This window comes from Streptococcus sp. HMSC065H07 (assembly GCF_001837325.1).
GTDB classification, from domain to species: domain Bacteria; phylum Bacillota; class Bacilli; order Lactobacillales; family Streptococcaceae; genus Streptococcus; species Streptococcus salivarius_H.
In genome coordinates this window covers 36,177-58,157 of record NZ_KV832034.1, presented here as the reverse complement: position 1 = coordinate 58,157, position 21,981 = coordinate 36,177, and the positions used below count along the sequence as shown (strand labels likewise).

The window sequence follows — 21,981 nt, the reverse complement described above, 5'->3', positions numbered from 1 at the left end:
GTTCTTTTGGAATTAAAGGAAGAGACATGAAAAAATATATTTTTTTGAGAACCCTCCGTTCTCTATTGTCAATATTTGTCGTGACGGCCTTGACCTACACGATTATCTATACCATGGTGCCGAGGCGTCTGATTTTCAGACAGGACCCTAACTACAATAAGATTGCAAAAACAGCTGATTCTAAGACAAACTATGAAAATACAATCTTTGAACGTATGGGGTACATTGATTACTATGACACCAAGGAGTTGCAGGAGAAAGCTAGCTCCCTTGATAAGTCAGTAACCACTAAGCCAACAAAAGAAAATAAGGCTATCTACCAAAAATATGTGGATAGTTTGGGACATGGCTGGCGTTTGCATCAGTTCAAGCAAAGTAAACAATTCTATGCGACACGTGATGTGCCAGTACTTGAACGTGTGTTTGGCTTCTATACGCACCTCTTTGAATTTGACAATACTGGATGGGTTAAAGATAAAACAAATCCAAACTTGAAGCGTTATATCCGTATTGAAAATGACCCAGCTATTGGTTGGTCAGTTGTTGGTTCAGGGACTAAGCATAAATACTTGCTTTACTTTAACGGTCAGTTCCCATTTGTTCACCAAAACTTTGTTAAGATGAACCTTGGGACATCTTACCCAACTTATGCTGAGCAAGGTGTTCTTGATGTTATTACACAAGGTCAAGGACAAACACAAAGTTCTGAGGTCAACTTCCCTACTGGTAAGAAGGTATCTTCAGTAGATATCTACTCTCGTACTTATAAATCACCAAGTCAGGCTGATGCTAGAGATCGTTCTTACTATGGAAATGACCCATACACAGCGACCAAGAGTCGCTACCAATACCCATCAATGGTGACAAGTTCTGCCATTGCAGGTTTGATTGGTTTGGTCTTGTCTTATGCTTTGGCAATTCCATTGGGATCATACATGGCACGCTTTAAAAATACCCTCTTTGATAGTGTATCAACAGGTGTCTTGACTTTCTTGCTTTCACTACCAACCATCGCCTTGGTTTATATCATTCGTTTGATTGGTTCTGAGATTGGTCTTCCAGATTCCTTCCCTATCTTGGGTGCGGGTGACTGGCGTTCATACGTCTTGCCATCTGTCATTCTCGGTCTCTTGTCAACACCAGGTCTTGCGATTTGGATTCGTCGTTACATGATTGACTTGCAATCACAAGACTTCGTTCGTTTTGCACGTGCCAAAGGGTTGTCAGAACAAGAAATTTCGAATAAACACATTTTCAAAAACGCTATGGTTTCCTTGGTTTCAGGAATCCCAGCATCTATCGTTAGTGTTATCACAGGGGCAACCTTGACAGAAACAATCTTCGCCTTCCCTGGTATGGGTAAAATGTTGATTGACTCTGTCCGTGCTTCAAATAACGCTATGGTTGTGGGTCTTGTATTTATTTTCACAGCCCTCACCATCTTCTCATTGCTTGTGGGTGATATCCTTATGACTATGATTGACCCACGTATCAAATTGACATCTAAAGGAGGTAAATAATGGCTTCAATTGATAAAAGTAAGTTCCAATTTGTAAAGCGCGATGATTTTGCCTCTGAAACAATTGATGCGCCAGCCTATTCTTACTGGAAATCGGTGATGCGTCAGTTCTTCAAGAAGAAGTCAACAACTGTCATGTTGGGAATCTTGATTGCTATCATTTTGATGAGTTTTATCTACCCGATGTTTTCAAAATTTGACTTTAATGATGTGTCTAAGGTTAATGACTTTAGTGTACGTTATGTGCATCCAAACGCTCAATACTGGTTCGGTACGGACAGTAATGGTAAGTCCCTCTTCGATAGTGTTTGGTTTGGAGCTCGTAATTCTATCCTTATTGCTGTTATCGCTACCTTTCTTAACGTTGTTATTGGTGTGCTTGTAGGTGCTGTTTGGGGGATTTCTAAGACCTTCGATATGATTATGATGGAAATCTACAACATCATCTCAAATATTCCTGCCCTCCTTGTAGTTATCGTCTTGACTTACTCATTGGGTGCTGGTTTCTGGAATATGATCTTTGCCATGACTGTTACAGGGTGGATTGGTATTGCCTATACTATCCGTATTCAAATCATGCGTTACCGTGATTTGGAGTATAACTTGGCTTCTCGTACACTGGGAACACCAACTCCTAAGATTGTGGTTAAAAACATCATGCCACAACTAGTGTCAGTTATTGTAACTATGGCTAGTCAGCTCTTGCCAGGATTTATCTCTTACGAAGCCTTCCTTTCATACTTTGGTTTAGGGCTTCCTGTTACAACGCCTAGTCTTGGTCGTTTGATTTCAGACTATGCACAGAACGTTACAGTCAATGCTTATCTCTTCTGGATTCCATTGACTACCTTGATCCTCGTTTCCCTTGCTCTCTTTATTGTCGGTCAAAACTTGGCGGATGCCAGCGACCCACGTACGCATAGATAGGAGTCCAATATGACAGAAAATAAAAATGTAATATTATCGGCTCGCGATATCGTCGTGGAATTTGACGTTCGTGACCGTGTTTTGACAGCCATTCGAGGAGTTTCCCTTGATTTGGTTGAAGGTGAAGTTTTAGCCTTGGTTGGTGAGTCTGGTTCAGGTAAATCAGTTTTGACTAAGACTTTCACAGGTATGCTTGAAGAAAATGGTCATGTCGCTAGTGGTTCGATTGATTATCGCGGTCAAGATTTGACTAAGCTTAAGAGTCACCAAGACTGGGCATCTATTCGTGGGGCTAAGATTGCAACTATCTTCCAAGATCCTATGACCAGTCTTGACCCAATTAAGACTATCGGTAGCCAAATTGTTGAAGTCATTGTCAAACACCAAGGAAAATCAGCCAAAGAAGCTAAAAAAATGGCCATTGATTACATGGACAAGGTTGGTATTCCTGATGCTGAAAAACGTTTCAATGAGTATCCTTTCCAATACTCTGGTGGGATGCGTCAACGTATCGTTATTGCCATTGCTTTGGCTTGTCATCCAGATGTCCTTATCTGTGACGAACCAACAACTGCCCTTGATGTGACCATTCAAGCTCAAATCATCGACCTCTTGAAATCACTCAAAGATGAGTACGGTTTCTCAGTGATTTTCATTACCCATGACCTTGGTGTGGTAGCAAGTATCGCTGACAAGGTTGCTGTTATGTATGCTGGTGAAATCATCGAGTACGCAACTGTTGAGGAAATTTTCTATGAGCCTTGTCACCCATACACGTGGAGCTTGCTTTCAAGCTTGCCACAGTTGGCTGACGATAAGGGTGAGCTTTTCTCAATTCCAGGGACACCACCATCACTTTATACACCGGTTGTTGGAGATGCCTTTGCCTTGCGTTCAGACTATGCTATGCAGATTGACTTTGAGGAAAAAGCACCACAATTCCAAGTTTCAGATACTCACTGGGCTAAGACCTGGCTCTTACATGAGGATGCACCAAAAGTTGAAAAACCTGCGGTTATCCAAAATCTACATGAAAAAATCCGTGCTAATATGGGATTTGCACATTTAGGAGATGAGGAGGAAGGCAATGCCTGAGAAGTTAGTTGAAGTAAAAGATGTGGAGATTTCCTTCGGTGAAGGAAGCAAGAAATTCGTTGCTGTCCACAATGCTAATTTTTTCATCAACAAGGGTGAAACCTTTTCCCTCGTTGGTGAGTCTGGTAGTGGTAAAACCACTATCGGTCGTGCCATTATTGGTCTGAATGATACAAGTAATGGTGAGATTATTTTTGACGGTAAGAAAATCAATGGACACTTATCTCACTCTGAGAAAAACGACCTTATCCGTCGTATTCAGATGATTTTCCAAGACCCTGCGGCTAGTTTGAATGAACGTGCAACAGTCGATTATATCTTGTCTGAGGGCTTGCATAACTTCCATCTCTATAAGGATGAGGAAGATCGTAAAGCTAAAATCAAGAAAATCATCAAAGAAGTGGGACTTCTTGAGGAGCACTTGACACGTTACCCTCACGAATTTTCTGGGGGACAACGTCAACGTATTGGGATTGCACGTTCCTTGGTCATGCAACCTGATTTGGTTATCGCTGACGAACCCATCTCAGCCCTTGACGTGTCAGTTCGTGCCCAAGTTTTGAACTTGCTTAAGAAATTCCAAAAAGAGTTGGGATTGACCTACCTCTTTATCGCTCACGACTTGTCAGTGGTCCGTTTCATTTCTGACCGTATCGCTGTTATTTACAAGGGGACAATCGTGGAAGTTGCTGAGACAGAAGAACTCTACAACAATCCTATCCACCCTTACACCAAGTCACTCTTGTCTGCTGTTCCTATTCCAGACCCAATCTTGGAACGTCAGAAAGTCTTGAAGGTTTATGATCCAAACCAACACGACTATTCGGTTGATAAACCAGAAATGGTTGAAGTACGTCCAGGACACTTTGTTTGGGGTAACAAGGCCGAAATCGAGACTTATCGTAAAGAACAAAGTAAATAAGTCTTTTCAATGCAAAAAAAATCGTGTTCCACAAGGAACACGGTTTTTCTTTAGTCTAAATTTAAGCGTTTGGTCATGATATAGTAGGTACCAAAGTAACTTGCTGCGATGAGAATGAGAGACTGAACTAGACTAAATATGTATGACGAGTTATTAATTGCAGTATTTGTTGCTTCTCCGGTCAAGGCTGCACCGATTCCAAAGAAGAAACCAATAAAGAATAGGATAGCCTGAATGGCAAAATAGGCGACAAATCCCATAAGAACTTTGTTAGTGTTGAAGAGATTTCCGATACTAATACAGAGGTAATAGAAAAGGATACCAGCAATCATTGACAAGATTGTAGAAGGGATGAAGAGGTAGAAAGCGCCTATCTCTTTTAGGATCTGGCCAAAGTAGCTGGTAGCTAGTAGGATATCTTTCATATCAAGGCAGAAAGCAGCTATAATTCCAATCGAAAGGAGTATAACGAGTGATGAAATGATATCTAAAATAAAGGCTACCAAGAGTTTAGACAAGATTAATTGGTGAGCAGAAACTGGGAGCGTATTGGTTAGATAACCTTCTCTCCCAAAGACAGTCTTTGCAAAGCGTCTGACAATGAGGACTATTGTCGCTATATAAATGGTTCCCCATACGATAATGGTAGCAAAAACCATCAGTGTGAAGAAAGCAAAGAAGAGTAGACTAGGTTCTTGGTGGCTCTGTTCAGTTACAAAAATAGATTTTCGAAGCATTAAACCCAAGGGGATAGAGAGTAGGATGGCAATACCATAGATGCCAAGATACCATTTACGGACCGATTGTAATTCATATTTAACTAATTTCCAAAACATGCTCATACCTCCTAGTTGTGGAACATCTCTCTAAAGAGTTTGTCGATAGATTTGCCATGGGCTTGACGGATATTATCAGCATCACCCTGAAGTTCAATCTGACCGTATTTTAAGAAGACAACTTCATCTAGGACAGATTCAATATCTGCAATCAAATGAGTTGAAATGATAACAGAAGCTTCTTCAGAGTATTGGTTGATAATGGTTTTAAGAATGTAGTCACGTGACGCGGGATCGACTCCACCGATAGGTTCATCGAGGAGATAGAGTTTAGCTTCACGACTCATAACCAAAATCAACTGAACTTTTTCTTTGTTACCTTTTGAAAGGTCCTTAAGGCGCAAATCAGGTTGGAGCATTAAATCCTGCAAGAGTTGCAAGGCAAGAGGATAGCGGAAGTCAGCGTAAAAATCTTGGAAGAAATCCAAGTAGTACTGTATTGTCTTACTTTCATCTAAATAGGTTGTGTCAGGCAAATAAGCCACTTGCGCCTTAGTGATAGGTGACGGCTGAAATCCATTAATGGTCACTAAACCTGAAGTCGGTTGAAGGAGGCCGTTCAAAATTTTGATTAGGGTTGTTTTACCACTACCGTTTGGTCCTAAGAGACCAATGATTTTACCAGAAGGGATGGACATGGTCACATCTCTAAGGGCTGGAATACCATTATAGGTCTTGGTGAGATTTGTTAGAGTTACAATATCAGTCATCGGTCTACAAGTCCTTTCCTGTTTGTTCGATGTAGTCAGTGATGATAGATTTGATTTCAGGTGAGCTAAAACCAATGGCTGTCATCTCAGTGACAAAGTTTTTCATGAGACTTTGGGCAATCTCGTGTCGTTTTTGATCAATTAGTTTTTCATCTTCGGTAACAAAGCGACCAGAGGTACGGGCAGAGTAGACCAACCCCTCTTTTTCAAGTTCTTGGAAGGCTCTTTGTACAGTGTTGGGATTGACCCCAGCTTCCTGAGCAAATTCTCTAACGGGTAGGAGTTGTTGTCCCATACTCAATTCCTTGGAAGCTATCTTCAGTTTGACGCGATAGGCGATTTGGAGATAGATTGGCGATTTTTCATCAAATGTCCAAGCCATAAGAGACTCCTTTCTAAAAGTATAATAGTATTATTTTTGTACTACCGTAATGATACAACTAAAACACTGAATTTGCAAGTAAAATTCCTTATTTTCTCTAATTTCTTTGGCTTTTCCCAAACTTATATCCCTATTTTTGGTACAATAGGGGCAAGTATGTTCGACCTGAAGGGAGATTATTTTGAAAATTTTAGCAACAGATATGGATGGTACCTTTCTAGACCATCTTGGTGCCTATGACAAGGCACGTTTGGATAACCTTTTGGATGCTTGTGAAGCTAAAGATTACGTTTTTACAGTAGCTTCTGGCCGAGCTCTCTTGGCCTTGGAGGAGCTTTTTGATGGTTTTGTGGACCGCATTGCTATTATTGCGGAGAATGGGGCCTTGGTTCAGTACAAGGGTGAAGTCCTGTTTGAGTCCAAGCTAGAACCTAAAGATTATTTAGAAATTGCAGACACAACTTTAGCCTTGCCAACTTGCGAGGGAATTCTCTTGTCGGGACGTCGCGGCGCCTATGCTCCAAACGATGCAGATCCAGCCTATCTTAAGGCCATGGAACGTTACTATGAAAATGTTATGGCAACGGACCTTGAAGCGGTTACAGATGACATTTTCAAGGTAACTGCTAAGTTCCAAGGGGATACCATTATGGAACGTGGTGACTACCTCAACACGATTTTTGAGGATATGACAGCTGTGACAACTGGCTTTGATTCTATGGATATTATCCTTAAAGGTGTGGACAAGGGCTTTGGTCTTTACCATCTTTGCCAAGAGTTGGGGCGTCAGGCTTCAGATGTTGTAGCCTTTGGTGATAATCTCAATGATATGGAGATGTTGACCTTCGCGGGTCATGCGGTTGCTACCGAAAATGCCCGCCATGAGATTAAGGCAGTAGCTGACGAAGTGATTGGTCACCATAAAGATGGTGCAGTCTTTGACTTCATGGAAGGATTGGTAGGTTCGGATGTCTGAGATTAAATTGTTGGCCTTGGACCTAGATGGGACCCTCTTTACTAAGGATAAGCAAGTAACAGCTGAAAATAGAGCTGCTCTTAAGGCGGCAGAAGCTAAGGGGGTTCATGTGGTCATTACGACTGGTCGTCCTCTGCCAGCTATTACTCATATCTTGGAAGATTTGGGCTTGTTGGATGATAAGCACTATAGTGTGACCTTCAATGGTGGCTTGGTTCAGCGTAATAATGGGGATATCCTCATAAAGAAAGAGATGAGTCGAGAAGATTTAAAGCAGATTTATGCTGTCTTCGAACCTCTAGGGCTTCCTATGGATGTTATCAGTGATGGCCTTGTCTATGGTGTGCCAAGTAAAGGCAATCATTCTCTCTATCGTCAGGCTAATCCTACCCTGACCTTCGTTGATGTGGAGAGTATTGATGACATTCCTGAAAATATCGTCTATAATAAGGTAGTTACGGTCTGTGAGGAAGCGTTTTTGGATGCTCAAATTCAAAAAATACCTGACCATTTATACCAAGCGTTTGAGGTCTTTAAGTCTCGTGAAATTATCCTAGAGGTCATGCCTAAAGGTGTTCATAAGGCTGTAGGTTTGAGACTCTTGACTGATTACCTTGCTCTGGATAAAGGTCAGGTCATGGCTATGGGAGACGAGGAAAACGACTTGACAATGCTGGAGTGGGCTGGTCTAGGTGTGGCTATGGCGAATGCTGTCCCCAAGGTTAAGGCTGTTGCCAAGGCAGTAACGACAAAAACTAATGAGGAATCTGGAGTGGCTGAGGCCATCCACAAATATATTCTAGAGAAATAAGGAGAACCAAATGGGTCTATTTGATCGATTATTTGGACAAGAGGAAAACCAGTCACAGGAAACTGTAGCAAATCAGGAAATTTCAGAAACTGAGGCTCTTGATAATCAAGACTTGTCAACAAGTGAAGGGATAAGCGAGAGTCAAACAGAACAGCTCAGTGAGTCAGAGACTCAAGTAGAAGAGATTTCATCCACAGAATCTGTTGAATCTAGTGATTCTACTGTGACAGAAGAAAGTGAAGCAGTGTCTGACGAAGACCTTTCTGTTGATAATCAGGCTTCAAGCGAAGCAGAAGGCGTTTCAGAGTCAGAAGAAAGTCAAGTTGCTGTGGATAACCACTTTGCGGATGTCATGGCTGATTACTATGCTAAGAAGGCTCAAGTAGCTGCTGCTGCAGAAAAAGGTGAAACTGTCACTTTTGAAGCCGTTCAAACCCGTAAAGTTGAGGAAAAACCTGAAGAAGTTCAGGCTTCAAAAACTGAAACAGAACAAGAAAAATATAACCGTACCCTCAAGAAGACGCGTACTGGTTTTGCTGCTCGCTTGAATGAATTCTTTGCGAATTTCCGTCGTGTTGATGAGGAGTTCTTCGAAGAATTGGAAGAAATGCTGATTCTTTCCGATGTTGGGGTTAATGTTGCAACGCAATTAACGGAAGATTTGCGCTATGAAGCTCGCCTTGAAAATGTCAAAAAGACTGAGGATTTGCAACGCTTGATTATCGAAAAACTTGTGGATATCTACGAGAAGGATGATGTCTACAAGGAGCAGATTAATTTCCAAGATGGTTTGACAGTCATGCTTTTCGTTGGTGTCAACGGTGTTGGTAAGACAACGTCTATCGGTAAGTTGGCGCATAAATACAAACAAGAAGGCAAAAAAGTTATGTTGGTAGCTGCTGATACCTTCCGCGCGGGAGCTGTCGCTCAGTTGGTTGAGTGGGGACGTCGTGTTGATGTGCCAGTAGTGACTGGTGCTGAGAAGGCTGACCCAGCTTCAGTGGTCTTTGACGGTATGGAAAAGGCCCTTGCTGAAGGAGTTGACGTCCTTATGATTGATACTGCGGGACGTTTGCAAAATAAAGACAATCTTATGGCAGAGCTTGAAAAGATTGGTCGTATTATCAAGCGTGTGGTTCCAGAAGCACCTCATGAAACCCTCTTGGCCTTGGATGCCTCAACAGGTCAAAATGCCCTTAGTCAGGCCAAGGAATTTTCAAAAATTACACCTCTTACAGGTCTTGTCTTGACTAAGTTGGATGGTAGTGCCAAGGGGGGTGTGGTTCTAGCCATTCGCCAAGAGTTGGATATTCCAGTGAAGTTAATTGGTTTTGGTGAGAAAATTGATGATATTGGTGAGTTCCATTCAGAAGAATTCATGCAAGGTCTCTTGACCGGTTTGGTTTAAAAGAGTATTTAAAAAGAGTGAGTACTGGGAAAAGGAATTCACTCTTTTTAATGGTGTCCTCACCTTGAAAAAAGTCACTTTTATTGGTAAAATAGTAAGGAAAAACGCATGCTTTGAAAAGTGAGCTGTAACTTAATCACTGAACAACCCCTAAGCCGTAAAAAGAGATGATTGCTTTCTCTTTTTTAAGGTGAGTCATAAGAAGATTTTTAATCTTAGTTTAAGGAGAAGACATGTCTGAACGTGGACTTTTGATTGTTTTTTCAGGGCCTTCTGGTGTCGGAAAAGGAACTGTTCGTCAGGAGATTTTTTCAACACCTGACCACAAATTTGAATACTCAGTATCAATGACCACGCGTGCTCAACGTCCTGGTGAAGTTGATGGGAAGGATTATTTCTTCCGTTCGCGTGAGGAATTTGAAGAACTTATTCGTAATGGTCAAATGTTGGAATATGCTGAGTATGTAGGTAACTACTACGGAACACCTTTGACTTATGTCAATGAAACCTTGGATAAAGGTATTGATGTTTTCCTTGAAATCGAAGTTCAAGGGGCCCTTCAGGTTAAGAAAAAGGTCCCGGATGCTGTCTTCATCTTTTTGACACCACCGGATTTGAACGAGCTTCAAGAGCGTTTGGTTGGTCGTGGGACAGATTCTGAGGAAGTTATTGCTCAACGAATCGAGCGTGCGCGTGAAGAAATTGCTCTCATGAGCGAATACGATTATGCCATTGTTAATGACGAAGTGCCTTTGGCTGCTGAGCGTGTCAAACGTGTTATTGAAGCAGAACACTTCCGTGTTGACCGTGTGATTGGCCGCTATCGTAATATGATTTCAGAAAAGAAATTATCAGATAAATAAATTAGAAATAGGTATAGAATTATGATGTTGAAACCCTCTATTGACAAACTTTTGGATAAAGTGCCTTCAAAATATTCATTGGTTATTTTGCAAGCAAAACGCGCCCATGAATTGGCCGCTGGTGCTGAACCAACTCAAGAGTTTACGTCAGTAAAACCAACCCTTCAAGCCCTTGAAGAGATTGAATCTGGTAATGTGACTATTCACCCAGATCCAGAATCTAAACGTGAATTGGCACGTTTGAAAGTGATCCAAGCACGTCTTGCTGCTGAGGAAGAAGAACGTAAAATCAAAGAACAAATCGCTAAAGAAAAAGAAGAAGGCGATAAAATCTAAAATCAAAGTCATGCTTTGGTTTATGAGGAGAGGGGAGCTGAGGCATAGTGTCTCAGCTTCCTTCTTTATGATGATAATCAAGAGCTCAGCTTTTCTTGAGCTTGAAAGATACTGGTTTTAAGGAAGTGACAGGAGGAAATTTATGGTTTTAGTAGCACAAATTATTGTAGACGTTCCTCTGATGCAGACGGACAGGCCTTATAGTTACCTTATCCCTGAAGCCATGCAAGGTCAAATTGCCCTTGGTATGCGAGTGCATGTACCTTTCGGTAAAGGAAATCGTCTATTGCAAGGCTTTGTTATTGGCTTCGAGGAGCAGGAGGATTTAGGAGACTTTCCTGAATTAAAACCTATTGCTGAGCTTTTAGATTATGAGCCAGTCCTTAATCAGGATCAACTGGATTTGGCTGATCAGATGCGACATACGGTCTTTTCCTATAAGATTTCCATCTTGAAGTCAATGCTACCTGGTCTCCTTAATTCTCAGTACGATAAGGTTATCATGGCGACTGATAAACTGGGTGAAGAGGATAAACAGACTTTTCTTCAGGGGCAGGATCATGTTCTTTTCTCGCAGTTGTCAGAGGAGCAGCGTCAAGCCATTCCTCGTCTGGTCCAGTCTGGGCGTGTAACGGTTGATTACCTTGCTAAGGATAAGCAGAACATTAAGACTGAGAAGCACTATAGTGTTCAAAAGGGCATTCTTGAGACTTTGGCTATTTCGCAACGGGCTAAGAGGCGTTTGGAGATACGAGACTTCTTGCTCGAGAAGAGCGAGCCAGGGAAGGTGGCAGACCTCCACAAGCTTTTTTCACGAGATGTGGTTAAGTTTTTCATTGAAGCTGGTGCCTTGGTCATCACTGAAGTTGAGGTCAATCGTGCCGATAGCTACTTTGAAAAGGTAGAGAAGACGGATTTTCTTGAGCTTAATGTTCAACAGGCGCATGCTGTTGAAGAAATGACGCGCCAAATTGGACAAGGTAGCAAACCTTTCTTATTGGAAGGGGTAACGGGATCAGGTAAGACAGAGGTCTATCTGCATCTTATCGAGAGGACCTTGGCTATGGGGAAAACTGCCATTGTCTTGGTGCCAGAAATTTCCCTGACGCCCCAAATGACCAATCGTTTCATTTCACGTTTTGGTGACTTGGTGGCGATTATGCATTCAGGCTTGTCAGACGGTGAAAAATTTGACGAGTGGCGAAAGGTTAGGTCTGGTCAGGCCAAGGTTGTGGTAGGAGCACGTTCGGCGATCTTCGCTCCCTTGAACAATATCGGAGCTATCATTATCGATGAGGAACATGAGGCTACTTATAAGCAGGAGTCTAATCCTCGCTACCATGCTAGAGATGTGGCCTTGCTTAGGGCTAAGAGTCATGGAGCCGTGCTTGTTCTTGGTTCAGCAACACCGTCTATTGAGACTCGGGCGAGAGCTCAGAAAGGGGTTTACCATTTTCTTGAGTTGACTCAGAGGGCTAATCCTAATGCCAAAATTCCTCAGGTGGAAGTGGTGGACTTTAAGGATTTTGTGGGCCGTCAAGAGGCTAGTGATTTTACGCCACCTCTCTTAGAGAAAATCCGAGAACGCTTGGGACGTAAGGAACAAGTCGTGCTAATGTTGAACCGTCGTGGGTATTCCTCTTTTGTCATGTGTCGTGACTGTGGCTATGTAGATGATTGTCCCAATTGTGATATTTCACTGACCTTGCACATGGATACCAAGACCATGAATTGCCACTATTGTGATTTTCAAAAAGCAATACCACATGTCTGCCCTAACTGTCAGAGTCGTCAGATTCGCTATTATGGGACTGGGACACAGAAGGCCTATGATCAATTGACGGAACTCTTGCCAGAAGCCAGAGTGATTCGTATGGATGTTGATACGACACGTAAGAAAGGTGCTCACGAGAAACTCTTAGAGACTTTTGGAAATGGTAAGGCTGACATTTTGCTTGGGACTCAGATGATTGCCAAGGGCTTGGATTTTCCCAATGTCACCTTGGTAGGGGTCTTGAATGCAGATACGTCCTTGAATTTACCAGATTTTCGTTCGGCTGAGCGTACCTTCCAACTTTTGACTCAGGTGGCTGGTCGTGCTGGTCGTGCTGACAAGGAAGGGGAAGTTATTATTCAAACCTATAATCCTAGTCATTATGCCATTCGGTTTGCGCAACAACAGGATTATGAAGCTTTCTATGCCTATGAGATGGGGATTCGACGTCAGTTGGCCTATCCGCCATATTTTTATACGGTAGGAATCACGCTTTCTCACAAGGATGAAGAGTTTGTCGTCCGCAAGAGCTATGAGGTTATGGCTTATTTAAGAGAGCACTTGTCAGACAAGGTGACTTTCCTAGGGCCAACGCCTAAGCCTATTGCCCGAACACATAACCTTTATCATTATCAGATTATTATCAAATACCGTTTTGAGGATAACTTGGAAGAGACGCTTAATAGGGTCCTTGATATGACTCAGGAACCTGAAAACAAGGACCTGCGTTTGATTATCGATCACGAACCTCAGAATTTTACCTAATCTAGAAAAGGAAGAATATGACAAAATTAGTATTTATGGGAACGCCTGCCTTTTCAGCGACTGTGCTGGAAGGACTTTTGACAGATGAGCGTTACGATATTGTTGCTGTGGTGACGCAACCAGACCGTGCTGTCGGCCGTAAAAAAGAAATTCGCATGACACCGGTCAAGGAAGTAGCCTTGGCGCATGACTTGCCAATTTATCAACCGGAAAAATTGTCAGGGTCAGAAGAAATGACGCAATTGATGGCGCTTGGTGCTGATGGGATTGTTACTGCAGCTTATGGACAATTTTTACCAAGCAAGTTGCTTAATAGCATGGATTTTGCGGTGAATGTCCACGCTTCTCTCTTGCCAAAATACCGTGGTGGGGCACCTATTCATTATGCCATTATCAATGGGGATGCAGAAGCAGGTGTGACAATTATGGAAATGGTCAAGGAGATGGACGCTGGTGACATGGTTAGCCAAAAGGCCTTGCCAATTCTTGACGAGGATAATGTTGGTACCATGTTTGAAAAATTGGCCGTCTTGGGTCGTGACCTTTTGCTTGAGACCTTGCCTGCCTATATTGCTGGAGAAATCAAACCTGTTCCTCAAGATACCAGTCAGGTAACGTTTTCGCCAAATATTAGTCCAGAAGAGGAGCGCCTTGATTGGAACAAGCCGGCTCGTGACATCTTCAATCAAATCCGTGGTATGTACCCATGGCCTGTGGCACATACCTTGCTTGACGGCAAACGTTTCAAGATTTATGAGGCGGACTTGGCAGAAGGTCAAGGACAGGCTGGTCATATCATTGAAAAGACCAAGAAGAGTTTGGTAGTTGCGACTGGTCAGGGAGCCATTTCACTTAAGACAGTTCAGCCTGCAGGAAAACCCCGTATGGCTATTGCTGATTTCCTTAATGGGGTCGGACGCAATCTTGAAGTAGGTGATGCATTTGGCCAATGATTGGAAAAAAACAGCCCGTGGACAGGCACTTGAAGTCTTAGAAGAAGTCTTCCAGGAAGGGGCTTATTCAAATATTGCTCTCAATGCCCATCTGAGCAAGTCATATTTGACAGATAAGGACAAGGCCTTGGTGACGGAAATTGTCTATGGGACCGTGGCTCGTAAGATTACGTTGGAGTGGGTCCTAGCCCATGTCATCGAGGACCGTGACAAGCTTGAACCTTGGGTCTATGACTTATTGCTTTTGAGCCTATACCAGTTGGCCTATTTAGATAAGATTCCAGCCCATGCGGTGGTTAATGATGCCGTTTCTATTGCTAAAAATCGTGGCAATAAAAAGGGGGCTGAGAAGCTGGTCAATGCGGTTCTTCGTAAACTATCTAGCCAGCCTTTGACAGCTCCAAGCACAATCAAACGTGTCAATAAACGCTATTCTGTTCAGTATTCTCTACCTGTATGGTTGGTTAAAAAACTTATCGACCAGTATGGAGAAGATCGTGCCCTTGCTATTTTCCAAAGCCTTTTTGTGAGAAACAAGGCTAGTGTGCGTGTAACGGATGCGTCACGTTTGGAAGAGATTGCGGAGGCCACTGGGGCTGAGTGTTCAGTATTATCCCCAGTCGGGCTTGTTAAGTCTTCAGGTTACTTTGCTGGGACAGATTATTTTAAAGAGGGCTTGTTGACCATTCAGGATGAGACCAGTCAACTGGTTGCACCAACTTTAGGGATTCAAGGTGAAGAAGAAATCCTGGATGCCTGTGCGGCGCCTGGAGGTAAGACTGTCCATATGGCCTCTTATTTGACGAGTGGACATGTGACGGCGCTTGACCTCTATGATCATAAGCTTGCTCTTATCGAAGAAAATGCACAACGTCTTGGATTAGCTGATAAGGTTAAGACTCAGAAACTGGATGCTAGTCAGGTACATCAAGTCTTTCCAGCTGATAGTTTTGACAAGATTTTAGTGGATGCACCTTGTTCAGGAATTGGGCTCATTCGTCGGAAACCCGATATCAAATATAACAAGGATCTCCAAGACTTTGAGTCCCTTAAGGCTGTGCAGTTGGATATCCTATCCAGCGTTTGTCAAACCCTACGAAAAGGTGGTATAATAACATATAGTACTTGCACCATCATAGCAGAAGAAAATCAAGAGGTGATTCAAGCCTTTCTTGAGAGCCATCCTGATTTTGAGCAAGTTGCCTTAGACCATCCATGTAAAGACATCGTGGTCAATGGCTGTTTGGCAATTACCCCCGAACAGTATCTAACTGATGGTTTTTTCATCGCACAGTTGCGTAAAAAAGCTTAGGGTTACAGAGGAGGAAATGCTGACGCAAGTCAGAAAGAAAACTATGGAAATATCATTATTAACGGACATTGGCCAAAAACGGTCAAATAACCAAGATTTTGTTAATAAATTTGTCAACCAAGCTGGTGTTACCCTTGTCGTTGTTGCAGATGGGATGGGCGGACACCGTGCTGGAAATATTGCCAGTGAGATGTCAGTGACTGATCTTGGTCGAGACTGGATTAACACTGATTTTCGTGAGTTGAGTCAGATTCGTGATTGGATGATTGCTGCCATTGATGCAGAAAATCGTAAAATTTATGAACTTGGCCAAAACGAAGAATATAAGGGAATGGGAACAACTATCGAGGTTCTTGCCTTTGTTGATAATGCTGTGATTTTCGCCCATGTTGGGGATTCACGTATTGCCCTTATCCGTAATGGTGAGTATAAGCAATTGACGAATGACCATTCTTTGGTCAATGCTCTTATCAAGGCTGGTCAGTTGACCGAAGAAGAAGCAGCAGTTCACCCACAACGTAATATCATTACGCAATCTATTGGGCAAGCTGCTCCGATTGAAGCTGACCTTGGTGTCCAACAATTAGAACCAGGGGACTATATTTTGGCCAATTCAGATGGTTTGACCAACATGGTTTCAGTCGAACAGATTGTTCATATTGTCAACAGCCCTGGTTTCGTCGAAGAAAAAACGAGTCGTTTGGTAGCTGCAGCCAATGAGGCAGGTGGACTTGATAATATTACCGTTGCTCTCATTAAGGTAGAAAGTGAGGAAGGATAATGATCCAAGTTGGCAAATTGTTTGCTGGACGTTATCGAATCCTTAAATCTATCGGACGTGGTGGTATGGCGGATGTTTATCTGGCTAATGACCTGATTCTGGATAATGAAAAAGTGGCTATTAAGGTACTTCGTACCAATTACCAAACTGATCAGGTGGCTGTGGCCCGTTTCCAACGTGAAGCGCGTGCCATGGCAGAACTCAGTCATCCTAATATCGTTGCTATCCGAGATATTGGCGAAGAAGACGGCCAGCAGTTCTTGGTGATGGAGTATGTGGACGGTTCGGACTTGAAGAAATACATTCAAGACCATGCGCCACTTTCTAACCAAGATGTTGTGCGTATCATGGGGGAGGTCCTTTCCGCCATGACTCTTGCCCATCAAAAGGGCATTATCCACCGTGACCTTAAGCCGCAAAATGTTCTTTTAACTAAGGACGGTACAGCCAAGGTCACAGACTTCGGAATTGCGGTTGCCTTTGCAGAGACTAGTCTAACTCAAACGAACTCTATGTTGGGTTCTGTCCACTACCTGTCACCAGAGCAGGCTCGTGGATCTAAAGCGACTATCCAAAGTGACATCTATGCTATGGGGATTATGCTTTTTGAAATGTTGACAGGTCATATTCCTTATGATGGCGATAGTGCAGTAACCATTGCACTCCAACATTTCCAAAAACCACTACCATCGATTTTGGCAGAGAACCGTAACGTTCCCCAAGCTTTGGAAAATGTGGTTATTCGAGCAACAGCCAAAAAACTAGAAAATCGTTACAATAGTACTTTGGAAATGAGCCGTGACTTGGTAACGAGTTTGCATCCTAGTCATCGACGCGATGCTAAGGTAGTCTTTGATGATATGACGGATACCAAGACCTTGCCGAAGGTTGATCCAGTTCCATCAGCAAGTCTTGAGAAAAAAGCCGTTGCTGCTGAACCATCAGAGCCTACACCTGCTCCAAGTAAACAACCAAGGAAAAAAACGACACCAGCTAAGAAGAAAAAGAAGAACTTCTTCTCAACCTTACTCAAGGTTTTCCTAGGACTTGTCTTTATTGGTATTATCATCTTTGCCTATTTAGTCTTTACCAATCCTGATAATGTCCAAGTACCTAATGTGGTCGGTCAGGAGTTGTCCACAGCTCAGACTAAAATTGAGGGTGCTGGATTTAAGGTAGGAGAAGTCAAAGAAGTGGAAGATGACTCTGTCGATACGGGGAAGGTCATCAAGACCAATCCTACAGCTGGAACCACACGAAAAGAGGGATCAAGCATTGATGTCTATGTTTCTTCTGGTAGTAAAGGTTTCGCTTTGAAAGACTACAAGGGTAAAAACTATAAGGATGCCATTGAGGACTTAACTTCGAATTATGGTGTTTCTGAGGACCAAATTGATATTCAGCATGTCGAAGACGACAGTGCTGAAGAGGGAGAAATCCTATCTCAAAGTCCAGGGAAAAACAAGTCTTTCAATCCTAAGGATAGTAAGGCTAAGATTAAGTTCCGTGTGGCAACTCCTAAGATAGTTACCATGCCTGATGTGACTGGTTTGACGGTTTCAACAGCAGTTCAAACCTTGAATCGTAAGAATATCTCAAGTAGTAGCATCGAGTACCACGACTATAATACTGGTGCTAAGTTAGATAAGGATAAGATTCCTAGCAGTACGGAGGTCCTTTATCAAGATCCACAAGCTGGTACAAGTGTTGATGGTACAGTGATTCTCTATGTTTCGGTTGCAACAGCAAGTTCAAACCTTCAGTCAAGCTCAAGTAGTACGACCCATTCGTCATCAACGAGCTCAAGTACTGACAGTACAACTTCAAGCACTGAAACCTCGACAGAGGCTACTCACACAGAACTACAATAGATTAAAAAACTTAGGCATAATGAAGAGAGGTTATTTAAGCTCTCTTTTTTGCTACCTAGAGATCTTGTCGATAGCCTAAAAAAGCCTGCTTGCCAGAGGTCAGAGATTCTTTTATAATGAAGACATCACATATAGGAGAGACGCTTTGAGAAACCGTAGAAAACTGAGAAGGTATATCATTACCTACGATATTGTCATGACAGTCCTGGCCCTGATTTCCATTGGCTTGGTTATCTTTGATTTAGTTGGCTTAATTTCAATTGGAAGGCGACCTTTTAGAGTGATAGATCAGTCTATAACGCTCATATTTGCCATTGATTATGCGATTCGTTTCTCCTTAGCACCTCGTAAGCGAATCTTTGTTAAAACACATGTGTTGGACTTGTTGGCTATTATTCCCTATAATGAAGTCTTTACCTTCCTCCGTTTTTCAAGAGTGGGACGCTTTGCCAGGTTGGCCAAACTCTCACGTTTAATTGGTTTGAGTGGCAAGCTCAAGCATATTTCCAATCGTATCAATCGCAGAAATGGCTTTTATTTTCTACTTTCGGTTAATAGTATTATCATTCTTATCAGTAGTGCTGTTATTGCCCGAGTAGAACACCATAATTTTATAGATGCTATTTGGTGGTCTGTAGCAACGGTGACTACGGTTGGTTATGGAGATATCGTCCCTAAAACGCTTGTAGGTAAGGCAGTCGCTGTTATTCTCATGTTTAGTGGGATTGCCACTCTAGGGTTGTTAACTAGCTCTCTTAATAATATTTTTGTGCGGTCAGGTCGTCAGACTGAACGAAAATTAGCCAATCTTGAGAAAGAATTAGCAGAGCAGCGTGTCATACTGGAGGAAATCAGAAGTACAGTACTAATGATAAAAAGCAGAATGAACGATACTGACGATTAAGATTTTTGAATGAAAGACTGTGTTTCCTGTAATGGAGGCACTTTTTTTGGTTTCTTCTTCCCATTTTCTATCTCGGTTAGTCAGTGCTTAAACTGGGTCTTTTTGTCAATTGCCTTAAAATTTGATAGAATGAAGCCTGTATACTTTTATTTGAGAGGTCCTTATGACCAAATTTAATTTTTTCTTAGTGGTGGAAGCCCTGCTTTTGACTCTGGGCCTGATTACCATTTTTAATAATGATATTACCAGTTTTATTTTCATACTGGTTTTAACCTTGTTGGCAGTTCGCTTTTTTAATAAGGAATCCAAAAGTGACTTTGTCTTGACCATCTGTTTAATCTCACTTTTTCTGGTTTCCATGTGGAATATCTATGTGGTGCTTGCGATTTTGGTGGGTGTGGCCTATGTCATGATTAACCATTTTTCACAGGTTAAGAAAAAGAATCGCTACGCTCTTATTCAATTCAAGGAAGACGACTTGGATCCTCAGGCTGTGCGAAATCAGTGGATTGGAACTCGGATGGAACCTGTCAGTGATCGTTATGACTTTGATGATATCAATATCATCCGTTTCTTTGGGACAGATGTGATTGATTTGACCCAGGTTATCGTCTCGGGGCGAGATAATGTTGTGATTTTGCAGAAACTTTATGGTCCGACGACTATCTTGGTACCAATTGATGTTTCCGTCAAGCTCAATATATCAGCGATTTATAGCTCTGTCACCTTCTTCAATGAAGATGAGTACGACCTCCGTTACGAAAGATTGACCTTGCAGGGGGCGGAGTATGAACATGCTCATCGAACAGTGAAATTGATTCTCAATGTGGGAGCTGGACCAGTGGAGGTACGTCGCAAATGAAGAAACAGTACCTATTTTTGATTCTGATTTATTCAGTTGTTGTTCTGGTTGGCGTTACCCTAGTGGTTATGGATAGCTTTAACCTTAACTTTTCATTGGTTTTTGGTAATCTGTCTCAGGTCTTCCATTTCCTTTTTAACATGTTTTTTGTGGTTCTGAGTTTGCTCATTTTGCTTTATATTCTTTGGGCCATTGCCAATGATAACAGTATGCGATCAGTCAATCAGGATTTGCGCCGCATTATCAATAATCAACCAGTCAAACGTCAAGGAGATATTGAGTTAGACAAGAATATGATGCGCTTATCTCATAAGATGCGTAAATTGACTAAGGACTTGCAGAAAACTGAGAATGCCCAGGCTCTTCAAAGCCGTGATATTATTAAGAAGGAGCGAGGACGTATTGCTCGTGACCTTCACGATACCGTTAGTCAGGAGCTTTTTGCGGCTAGTATGATCCTATCTGGTGTTTCTCAGATGGCGGACCAGCTAAGTAAAGAAGATTTGCATAATCAAATTCAGGCGGTTGAGGCCATGCTGACGGACGCTCAAAACGATATGCGTGTCTTGCTTTTGCATCTTCGTCCGACAGAGCTTGAGAACAAGACCTTGCAAGAAGGCTTGCAGATGATTCTTAAGGAATTAACCGATAAATCCAATATCCATGTCGTCTACAAGGATATGGTTAAGAAAGTGCCTAAGCGTATTGAAAATAATCTCTTTAGGATTGCCCAAGAGTTTATCTCTAATACTCTTAAACACGCCAAGGCTAGCCAGATAGAGGTTTATCTCTATCAAAATAGTCAGGAAATTCAATTGAAAATGTTGGATAATGGTGTTGGTTATGATTTAAATGCGTCGACTGACGAGATGAGTTATGGACTGAAAAATATCCAGGAGCGTGTCGATGAAATGGCGGGAACTGTGCAGTTCCTATCTGCTACAGGTAAAGGAACTTCTATTGATGTTCGTGTGCCGATATTAAGAGGAGAAGACAATGTCGAATAAGATAAATGTGATTTTGGTCGATGACCATGAGATGGTCCGTTTGGGCCTTAAGAGTTTCCTGAATCTCCAAGGAGATGTCGAAGTGGTTGGAGAAGCGAGCAATGGCCGAGAAGGTGTTGACCTTGCCCTGGAATTTCGTCCAGATGTCGTCGTAATGGACCTTGTCATGCCTGAATTAGATGGTGTTCAAGCGACTTTGGAATTGCTCAAAGAATGGCCAGAAGCCAAGATTTTGGTTTTGACTAGCTATTTGGACAATGAAAAAATTTATCCAGTCATTGAAGCTGGTGCTAAAGGTTATATGCTTAAAACTAGCAGTGCGGCAGAGATTCTCAATAGTATCCGTAAGGTTTACCGTGGTGAAGAAGCTATCGAAACTGAGGTGGACAATAAGATTAAATACCACGATAGCCACCCGGACCTACACGACGACTTGACGGCACGTGAACGTGATATCTTGGCGCTTTTGGCTAAGGGTTATGACAATCAGACCATTGCTAACGAGCTATTCATTTCATTGAAAACCGTTAAAACGCACGTGTCTAATATCCTTGGAAAACTCAATGTTGATGACCGTACTCAGGCTGTCGTTTATGCCTTTAGACATCATTTGGTTTCACAGGATGATGAATAAAGTTATCAACTAACCTTGTTATTTAGAGGCTAGGGAGAGTTATCATAATTCTTAACCCTTACTCGGATTTTGCAAGTCAAATCTTTTGACTTTATTTCTAGCAAAACATATAATGAAACTATCCTAAAACTTTTCTTTTTTCATATGAGGTTGAAGCGACCTCATATCATCTATCTAAGTTCGCTTAGATGATGAAATCTCCTAACTCCTAGCAATCGGTATTTCCGGTTGCTTTTTTTTGAAAAAAGTTAAAAAAAGTGTTGACAGCCAACTAGTTTTTCTGTAGAATAATAAGAGTCTTTTGGGGTATAGCCAAGCGGTAAGGCAAGGGAC

General features: G+C 42.2%; 21 protein-coding genes. 18 read left to right on the top strand and 3 right to left on the bottom strand.

What is annotated here, in order from left to right; genetic code table 11:
- Window positions 1–26: 26 nt before the first annotated feature.
- The 4 genes from HMPREF2637_RS05850 to HMPREF2637_RS05835 are packed head-to-tail and all read left to right on the top strand — an operon-like array spanning window position 27 to window position 4,463.
- A complete protein-coding gene (locus tag HMPREF2637_RS05850) occupies window positions 27–1,520 on the top strand; it encodes an ABC transporter permease (RefSeq protein ID WP_070839638.1) in 1,494 nt (497 codons plus the stop codon).
- Window positions 1,520–2,446, top strand: coding sequence for an oligopeptide ABC transporter permease OppC (gene oppC / locus HMPREF2637_RS05845; protein ID WP_002891436.1), 927 nt, complete (start codon window positions 1,520–1,522; stop codon window positions 2,444–2,446). The genes HMPREF2637_RS05850 and oppC overlap by 1 nt, the downstream gene beginning before the upstream one ends.
- A 9-nt stretch (window positions 2,447–2,455) precedes the next feature.
- Window positions 2,456–3,541, top strand: coding sequence for an ABC transporter ATP-binding protein (locus HMPREF2637_RS05840; protein WP_070839635.1), 1,086 nt, complete (start codon window positions 2,456–2,458; stop codon window positions 3,539–3,541).
- Window positions 3,534–4,463: an ATP-binding cassette domain-containing protein gene (locus HMPREF2637_RS05835; protein ID WP_049554144.1), complete on the top strand. Its 930-nt coding sequence runs from the start codon at window positions 3,534–3,536 to the stop codon at window positions 4,461–4,463. The genes HMPREF2637_RS05840 and HMPREF2637_RS05835 overlap by 8 nt, the downstream gene beginning before the upstream one ends.
- Before the next feature lie 50 nt (window positions 4,464–4,513).
- Here HMPREF2637_RS05835 and HMPREF2637_RS05830 read toward each other — a convergent pair whose 3' ends face one another.
- From HMPREF2637_RS05830 to HMPREF2637_RS05820, 3 genes are read right to left on the bottom strand one after another with little or no spacing between them, the layout of a single operon-like run.
- A complete protein-coding gene (locus tag HMPREF2637_RS05830; RefSeq protein WP_070839632.1) occupies window positions 4,514–5,299 on the bottom strand; it encodes an ABC transporter permease in 786 nt (261 codons plus the stop codon).
- An 11-nt stretch (window positions 5,300–5,310) separates the two neighbouring features.
- Window positions 5,311–6,009, bottom strand: a complete 699-nt coding sequence (locus tag HMPREF2637_RS05825) for an ABC transporter ATP-binding protein (RefSeq protein WP_070839629.1) — start codon at window positions 6,007–6,009, stop codon at window positions 5,311–5,313.
- A 4-nt stretch (window positions 6,010–6,013) separates the two neighbouring features.
- Window positions 6,014–6,391 (bottom strand): GntR family transcriptional regulator, encoded by a 378-nt coding sequence (locus HMPREF2637_RS05820; protein ID WP_022496273.1) that lies wholly within the window; start codon window positions 6,389–6,391, stop codon window positions 6,014–6,016.
- 181 nt (window positions 6,392–6,572) lie between these two features.
- On the opposite strand from HMPREF2637_RS05820, the gene HMPREF2637_RS05815 reads away from it, so the two are divergent.
- From HMPREF2637_RS05815 to HMPREF2637_RS05750, 14 genes are all read left to right on the top strand, one after another.
- Entirely contained in the window at window positions 6,573–7,367 is a 795-nt protein-coding gene (locus tag HMPREF2637_RS05815) for an HAD-IIB family hydrolase (RefSeq protein ID WP_070839625.1), read from the top strand.
- A complete protein-coding gene (locus HMPREF2637_RS05810) occupies window positions 7,360–8,178 on the top strand; it encodes a Cof-type HAD-IIB family hydrolase (RefSeq protein ID WP_070839621.1) in 819 nt (272 codons plus the stop codon). Before HMPREF2637_RS05815 ends, HMPREF2637_RS05810 begins: the two co-directional genes overlap by 8 nt.
- A 10-nt stretch (window positions 8,179–8,188) precedes the next feature.
- Window positions 8,189–9,586, top strand: coding sequence for a signal recognition particle-docking protein FtsY (gene ftsY / locus HMPREF2637_RS05805; RefSeq protein WP_070839618.1), 1,398 nt, complete (start codon window positions 8,189–8,191; stop codon window positions 9,584–9,586).
- A gap of 233 nt (window positions 9,587–9,819) precedes the next feature.
- Window positions 9,820–10,449: a guanylate kinase gene (gene gmk, locus HMPREF2637_RS05800; RefSeq protein WP_002884259.1), complete on the top strand. Its 630-nt coding sequence runs from the start codon at window positions 9,820–9,822 to the stop codon at window positions 10,447–10,449.
- A 21-nt stretch (window positions 10,450–10,470) separates the two neighbouring features.
- Complete coding sequence (gene rpoZ / locus HMPREF2637_RS05795) at window positions 10,471–10,785, top strand: DNA-directed RNA polymerase subunit omega (protein ID WP_002886855.1); 315 nt, start codon at window positions 10,471–10,473, stop codon at window positions 10,783–10,785.
- Window positions 10,786–10,927: 142 nt separating this feature from the next.
- A complete protein-coding gene (locus HMPREF2637_RS05790) occupies window positions 10,928–13,324 on the top strand; it encodes a primosomal protein N' (protein ID WP_070839614.1) in 2,397 nt (798 codons plus the stop codon).
- A 17-nt stretch (window positions 13,325–13,341) separates the two neighbouring features.
- Window positions 13,342–14,277: a methionyl-tRNA formyltransferase gene (gene fmt / locus HMPREF2637_RS05785; RefSeq protein ID WP_070839610.1), complete on the top strand. Its 936-nt coding sequence runs from the start codon at window positions 13,342–13,344 to the stop codon at window positions 14,275–14,277.
- Window positions 14,267–15,589, top strand: coding sequence for a 16S rRNA (cytosine(967)-C(5))-methyltransferase RsmB (rsmB, locus tag HMPREF2637_RS05780; RefSeq protein WP_070839663.1), 1,323 nt, complete (start codon window positions 14,267–14,269; stop codon window positions 15,587–15,589). Before fmt ends, rsmB begins: the two co-directional genes overlap by 11 nt.
- Before the next feature lie 43 nt (window positions 15,590–15,632).
- Window positions 15,633–16,370, top strand: a complete 738-nt coding sequence (locus tag HMPREF2637_RS05775; RefSeq protein WP_070839660.1) for a Stp1/IreP family PP2C-type Ser/Thr phosphatase — start codon at window positions 15,633–15,635, stop codon at window positions 16,368–16,370.
- Window positions 16,370–18,241 (top strand): Stk1 family PASTA domain-containing Ser/Thr kinase, encoded by a 1,872-nt coding sequence (pknB, locus tag HMPREF2637_RS05770; RefSeq protein WP_070839607.1) that lies wholly within the window; start codon window positions 16,370–16,372, stop codon window positions 18,239–18,241. The genes HMPREF2637_RS05775 and pknB overlap by 1 nt, the downstream gene beginning before the upstream one ends.
- 145 nt (window positions 18,242–18,386) lie before the next feature.
- Window positions 18,387–19,145 carry a potassium channel family protein gene (locus HMPREF2637_RS05765; RefSeq protein ID WP_070839603.1) on the top strand — a complete coding sequence of 253 codons (759 nt, stop codon included), beginning with the start codon at window positions 18,387–18,389 and terminating at the stop codon, window positions 19,143–19,145.
- A gap of 163 nt (window positions 19,146–19,308) precedes the next feature.
- Complete coding sequence (gene liaF / locus HMPREF2637_RS05760; protein WP_037603001.1) at window positions 19,309–20,007, top strand: cell wall-active antibiotics response protein LiaF; 699 nt, start codon at window positions 19,309–19,311, stop codon at window positions 20,005–20,007.
- Complete coding sequence (locus tag HMPREF2637_RS05755; protein ID WP_002891418.1) at window positions 20,004–21,014, top strand: envelope stress sensor histidine kinase LiaS; 1,011 nt, start codon at window positions 20,004–20,006, stop codon at window positions 21,012–21,014. Before liaF ends, HMPREF2637_RS05755 begins: the two co-directional genes overlap by 4 nt.
- A complete protein-coding gene (locus HMPREF2637_RS05750) occupies window positions 21,004–21,648 on the top strand; it encodes a response regulator transcription factor (RefSeq protein WP_070839600.1) in 645 nt (214 codons plus the stop codon). The genes HMPREF2637_RS05755 and HMPREF2637_RS05750 overlap by 11 nt, the downstream gene beginning before the upstream one ends.
- Window positions 21,649–21,981: the final 333 nt, after the last annotated feature.

Bases quoted from the DNA above. Each gene is read 5' to 3' on its own strand.
- HMPREF2637_RS05850 (WP_070839638.1), top strand. From the start codon at position 27: ATGAAAAAATATATTTTTTTGAGAACCCTCCGTTCTCTATTGTCAATA.
- oppC (WP_002891436.1), top strand. From the start codon at position 1,520: ATGGCTTCAATTGATAAAAGTAAGTTCCAATTTGTAAAGCGCGATGAT.
- HMPREF2637_RS05840 (WP_070839635.1), top strand. From the start codon at position 2,456: ATGACAGAAAATAAAAATGTAATATTATCGGCTCGCGATATCGTCGTG.
- HMPREF2637_RS05835 (WP_049554144.1), top strand. From the start codon at position 3,534: ATGCCTGAGAAGTTAGTTGAAGTAAAAGATGTGGAGATTTCCTTCGGT.
- HMPREF2637_RS05830 (WP_070839632.1), bottom strand. From the start codon at position 5,299: ATGTTTTGGAAATTAGTTAAATATGAATTACAATCGGTCCGTAAATGG.
- HMPREF2637_RS05825 (WP_070839629.1), bottom strand. From the start codon at position 6,009: ATGACTGATATTGTAACTCTAACAAATCTCACCAAGACCTATAATGGT.
- HMPREF2637_RS05820 (WP_022496273.1), bottom strand. From the start codon at position 6,391: ATGGCTTGGACATTTGATGAAAAATCGCCAATCTATCTCCAAATCGCC.
- HMPREF2637_RS05810 (WP_070839621.1), top strand. From the start codon at position 7,360: ATGTCTGAGATTAAATTGTTGGCCTTGGACCTAGATGGGACCCTCTTT.
- ftsY (WP_070839618.1), top strand. From the start codon at position 8,189: ATGGGTCTATTTGATCGATTATTTGGACAAGAGGAAAACCAGTCACAG.
- gmk (WP_002884259.1), top strand. From the start codon at position 9,820: ATGTCTGAACGTGGACTTTTGATTGTTTTTTCAGGGCCTTCTGGTGTC.
- rpoZ (WP_002886855.1), top strand. From the start codon at position 10,471: ATGATGTTGAAACCCTCTATTGACAAACTTTTGGATAAAGTGCCTTCA.
- HMPREF2637_RS05790 (WP_070839614.1), top strand. From the start codon at position 10,928: ATGGTTTTAGTAGCACAAATTATTGTAGACGTTCCTCTGATGCAGACG.
- fmt (WP_070839610.1), top strand. From the start codon at position 13,342: ATGACAAAATTAGTATTTATGGGAACGCCTGCCTTTTCAGCGACTGTG.
- HMPREF2637_RS05775 (WP_070839660.1), top strand. From the start codon at position 15,633: ATGGAAATATCATTATTAACGGACATTGGCCAAAAACGGTCAAATAAC.
- pknB (WP_070839607.1), top strand. From the start codon at position 16,370: ATGATCCAAGTTGGCAAATTGTTTGCTGGACGTTATCGAATCCTTAAA.
- liaF (WP_037603001.1), top strand. From the start codon at position 19,309: ATGACCAAATTTAATTTTTTCTTAGTGGTGGAAGCCCTGCTTTTGACT.
- HMPREF2637_RS05755 (WP_002891418.1), top strand. From the start codon at position 20,004: ATGAAGAAACAGTACCTATTTTTGATTCTGATTTATTCAGTTGTTGTT.
- HMPREF2637_RS05750 (WP_070839600.1), top strand. From the start codon at position 21,004: ATGTCGAATAAGATAAATGTGATTTTGGTCGATGACCATGAGATGGTC.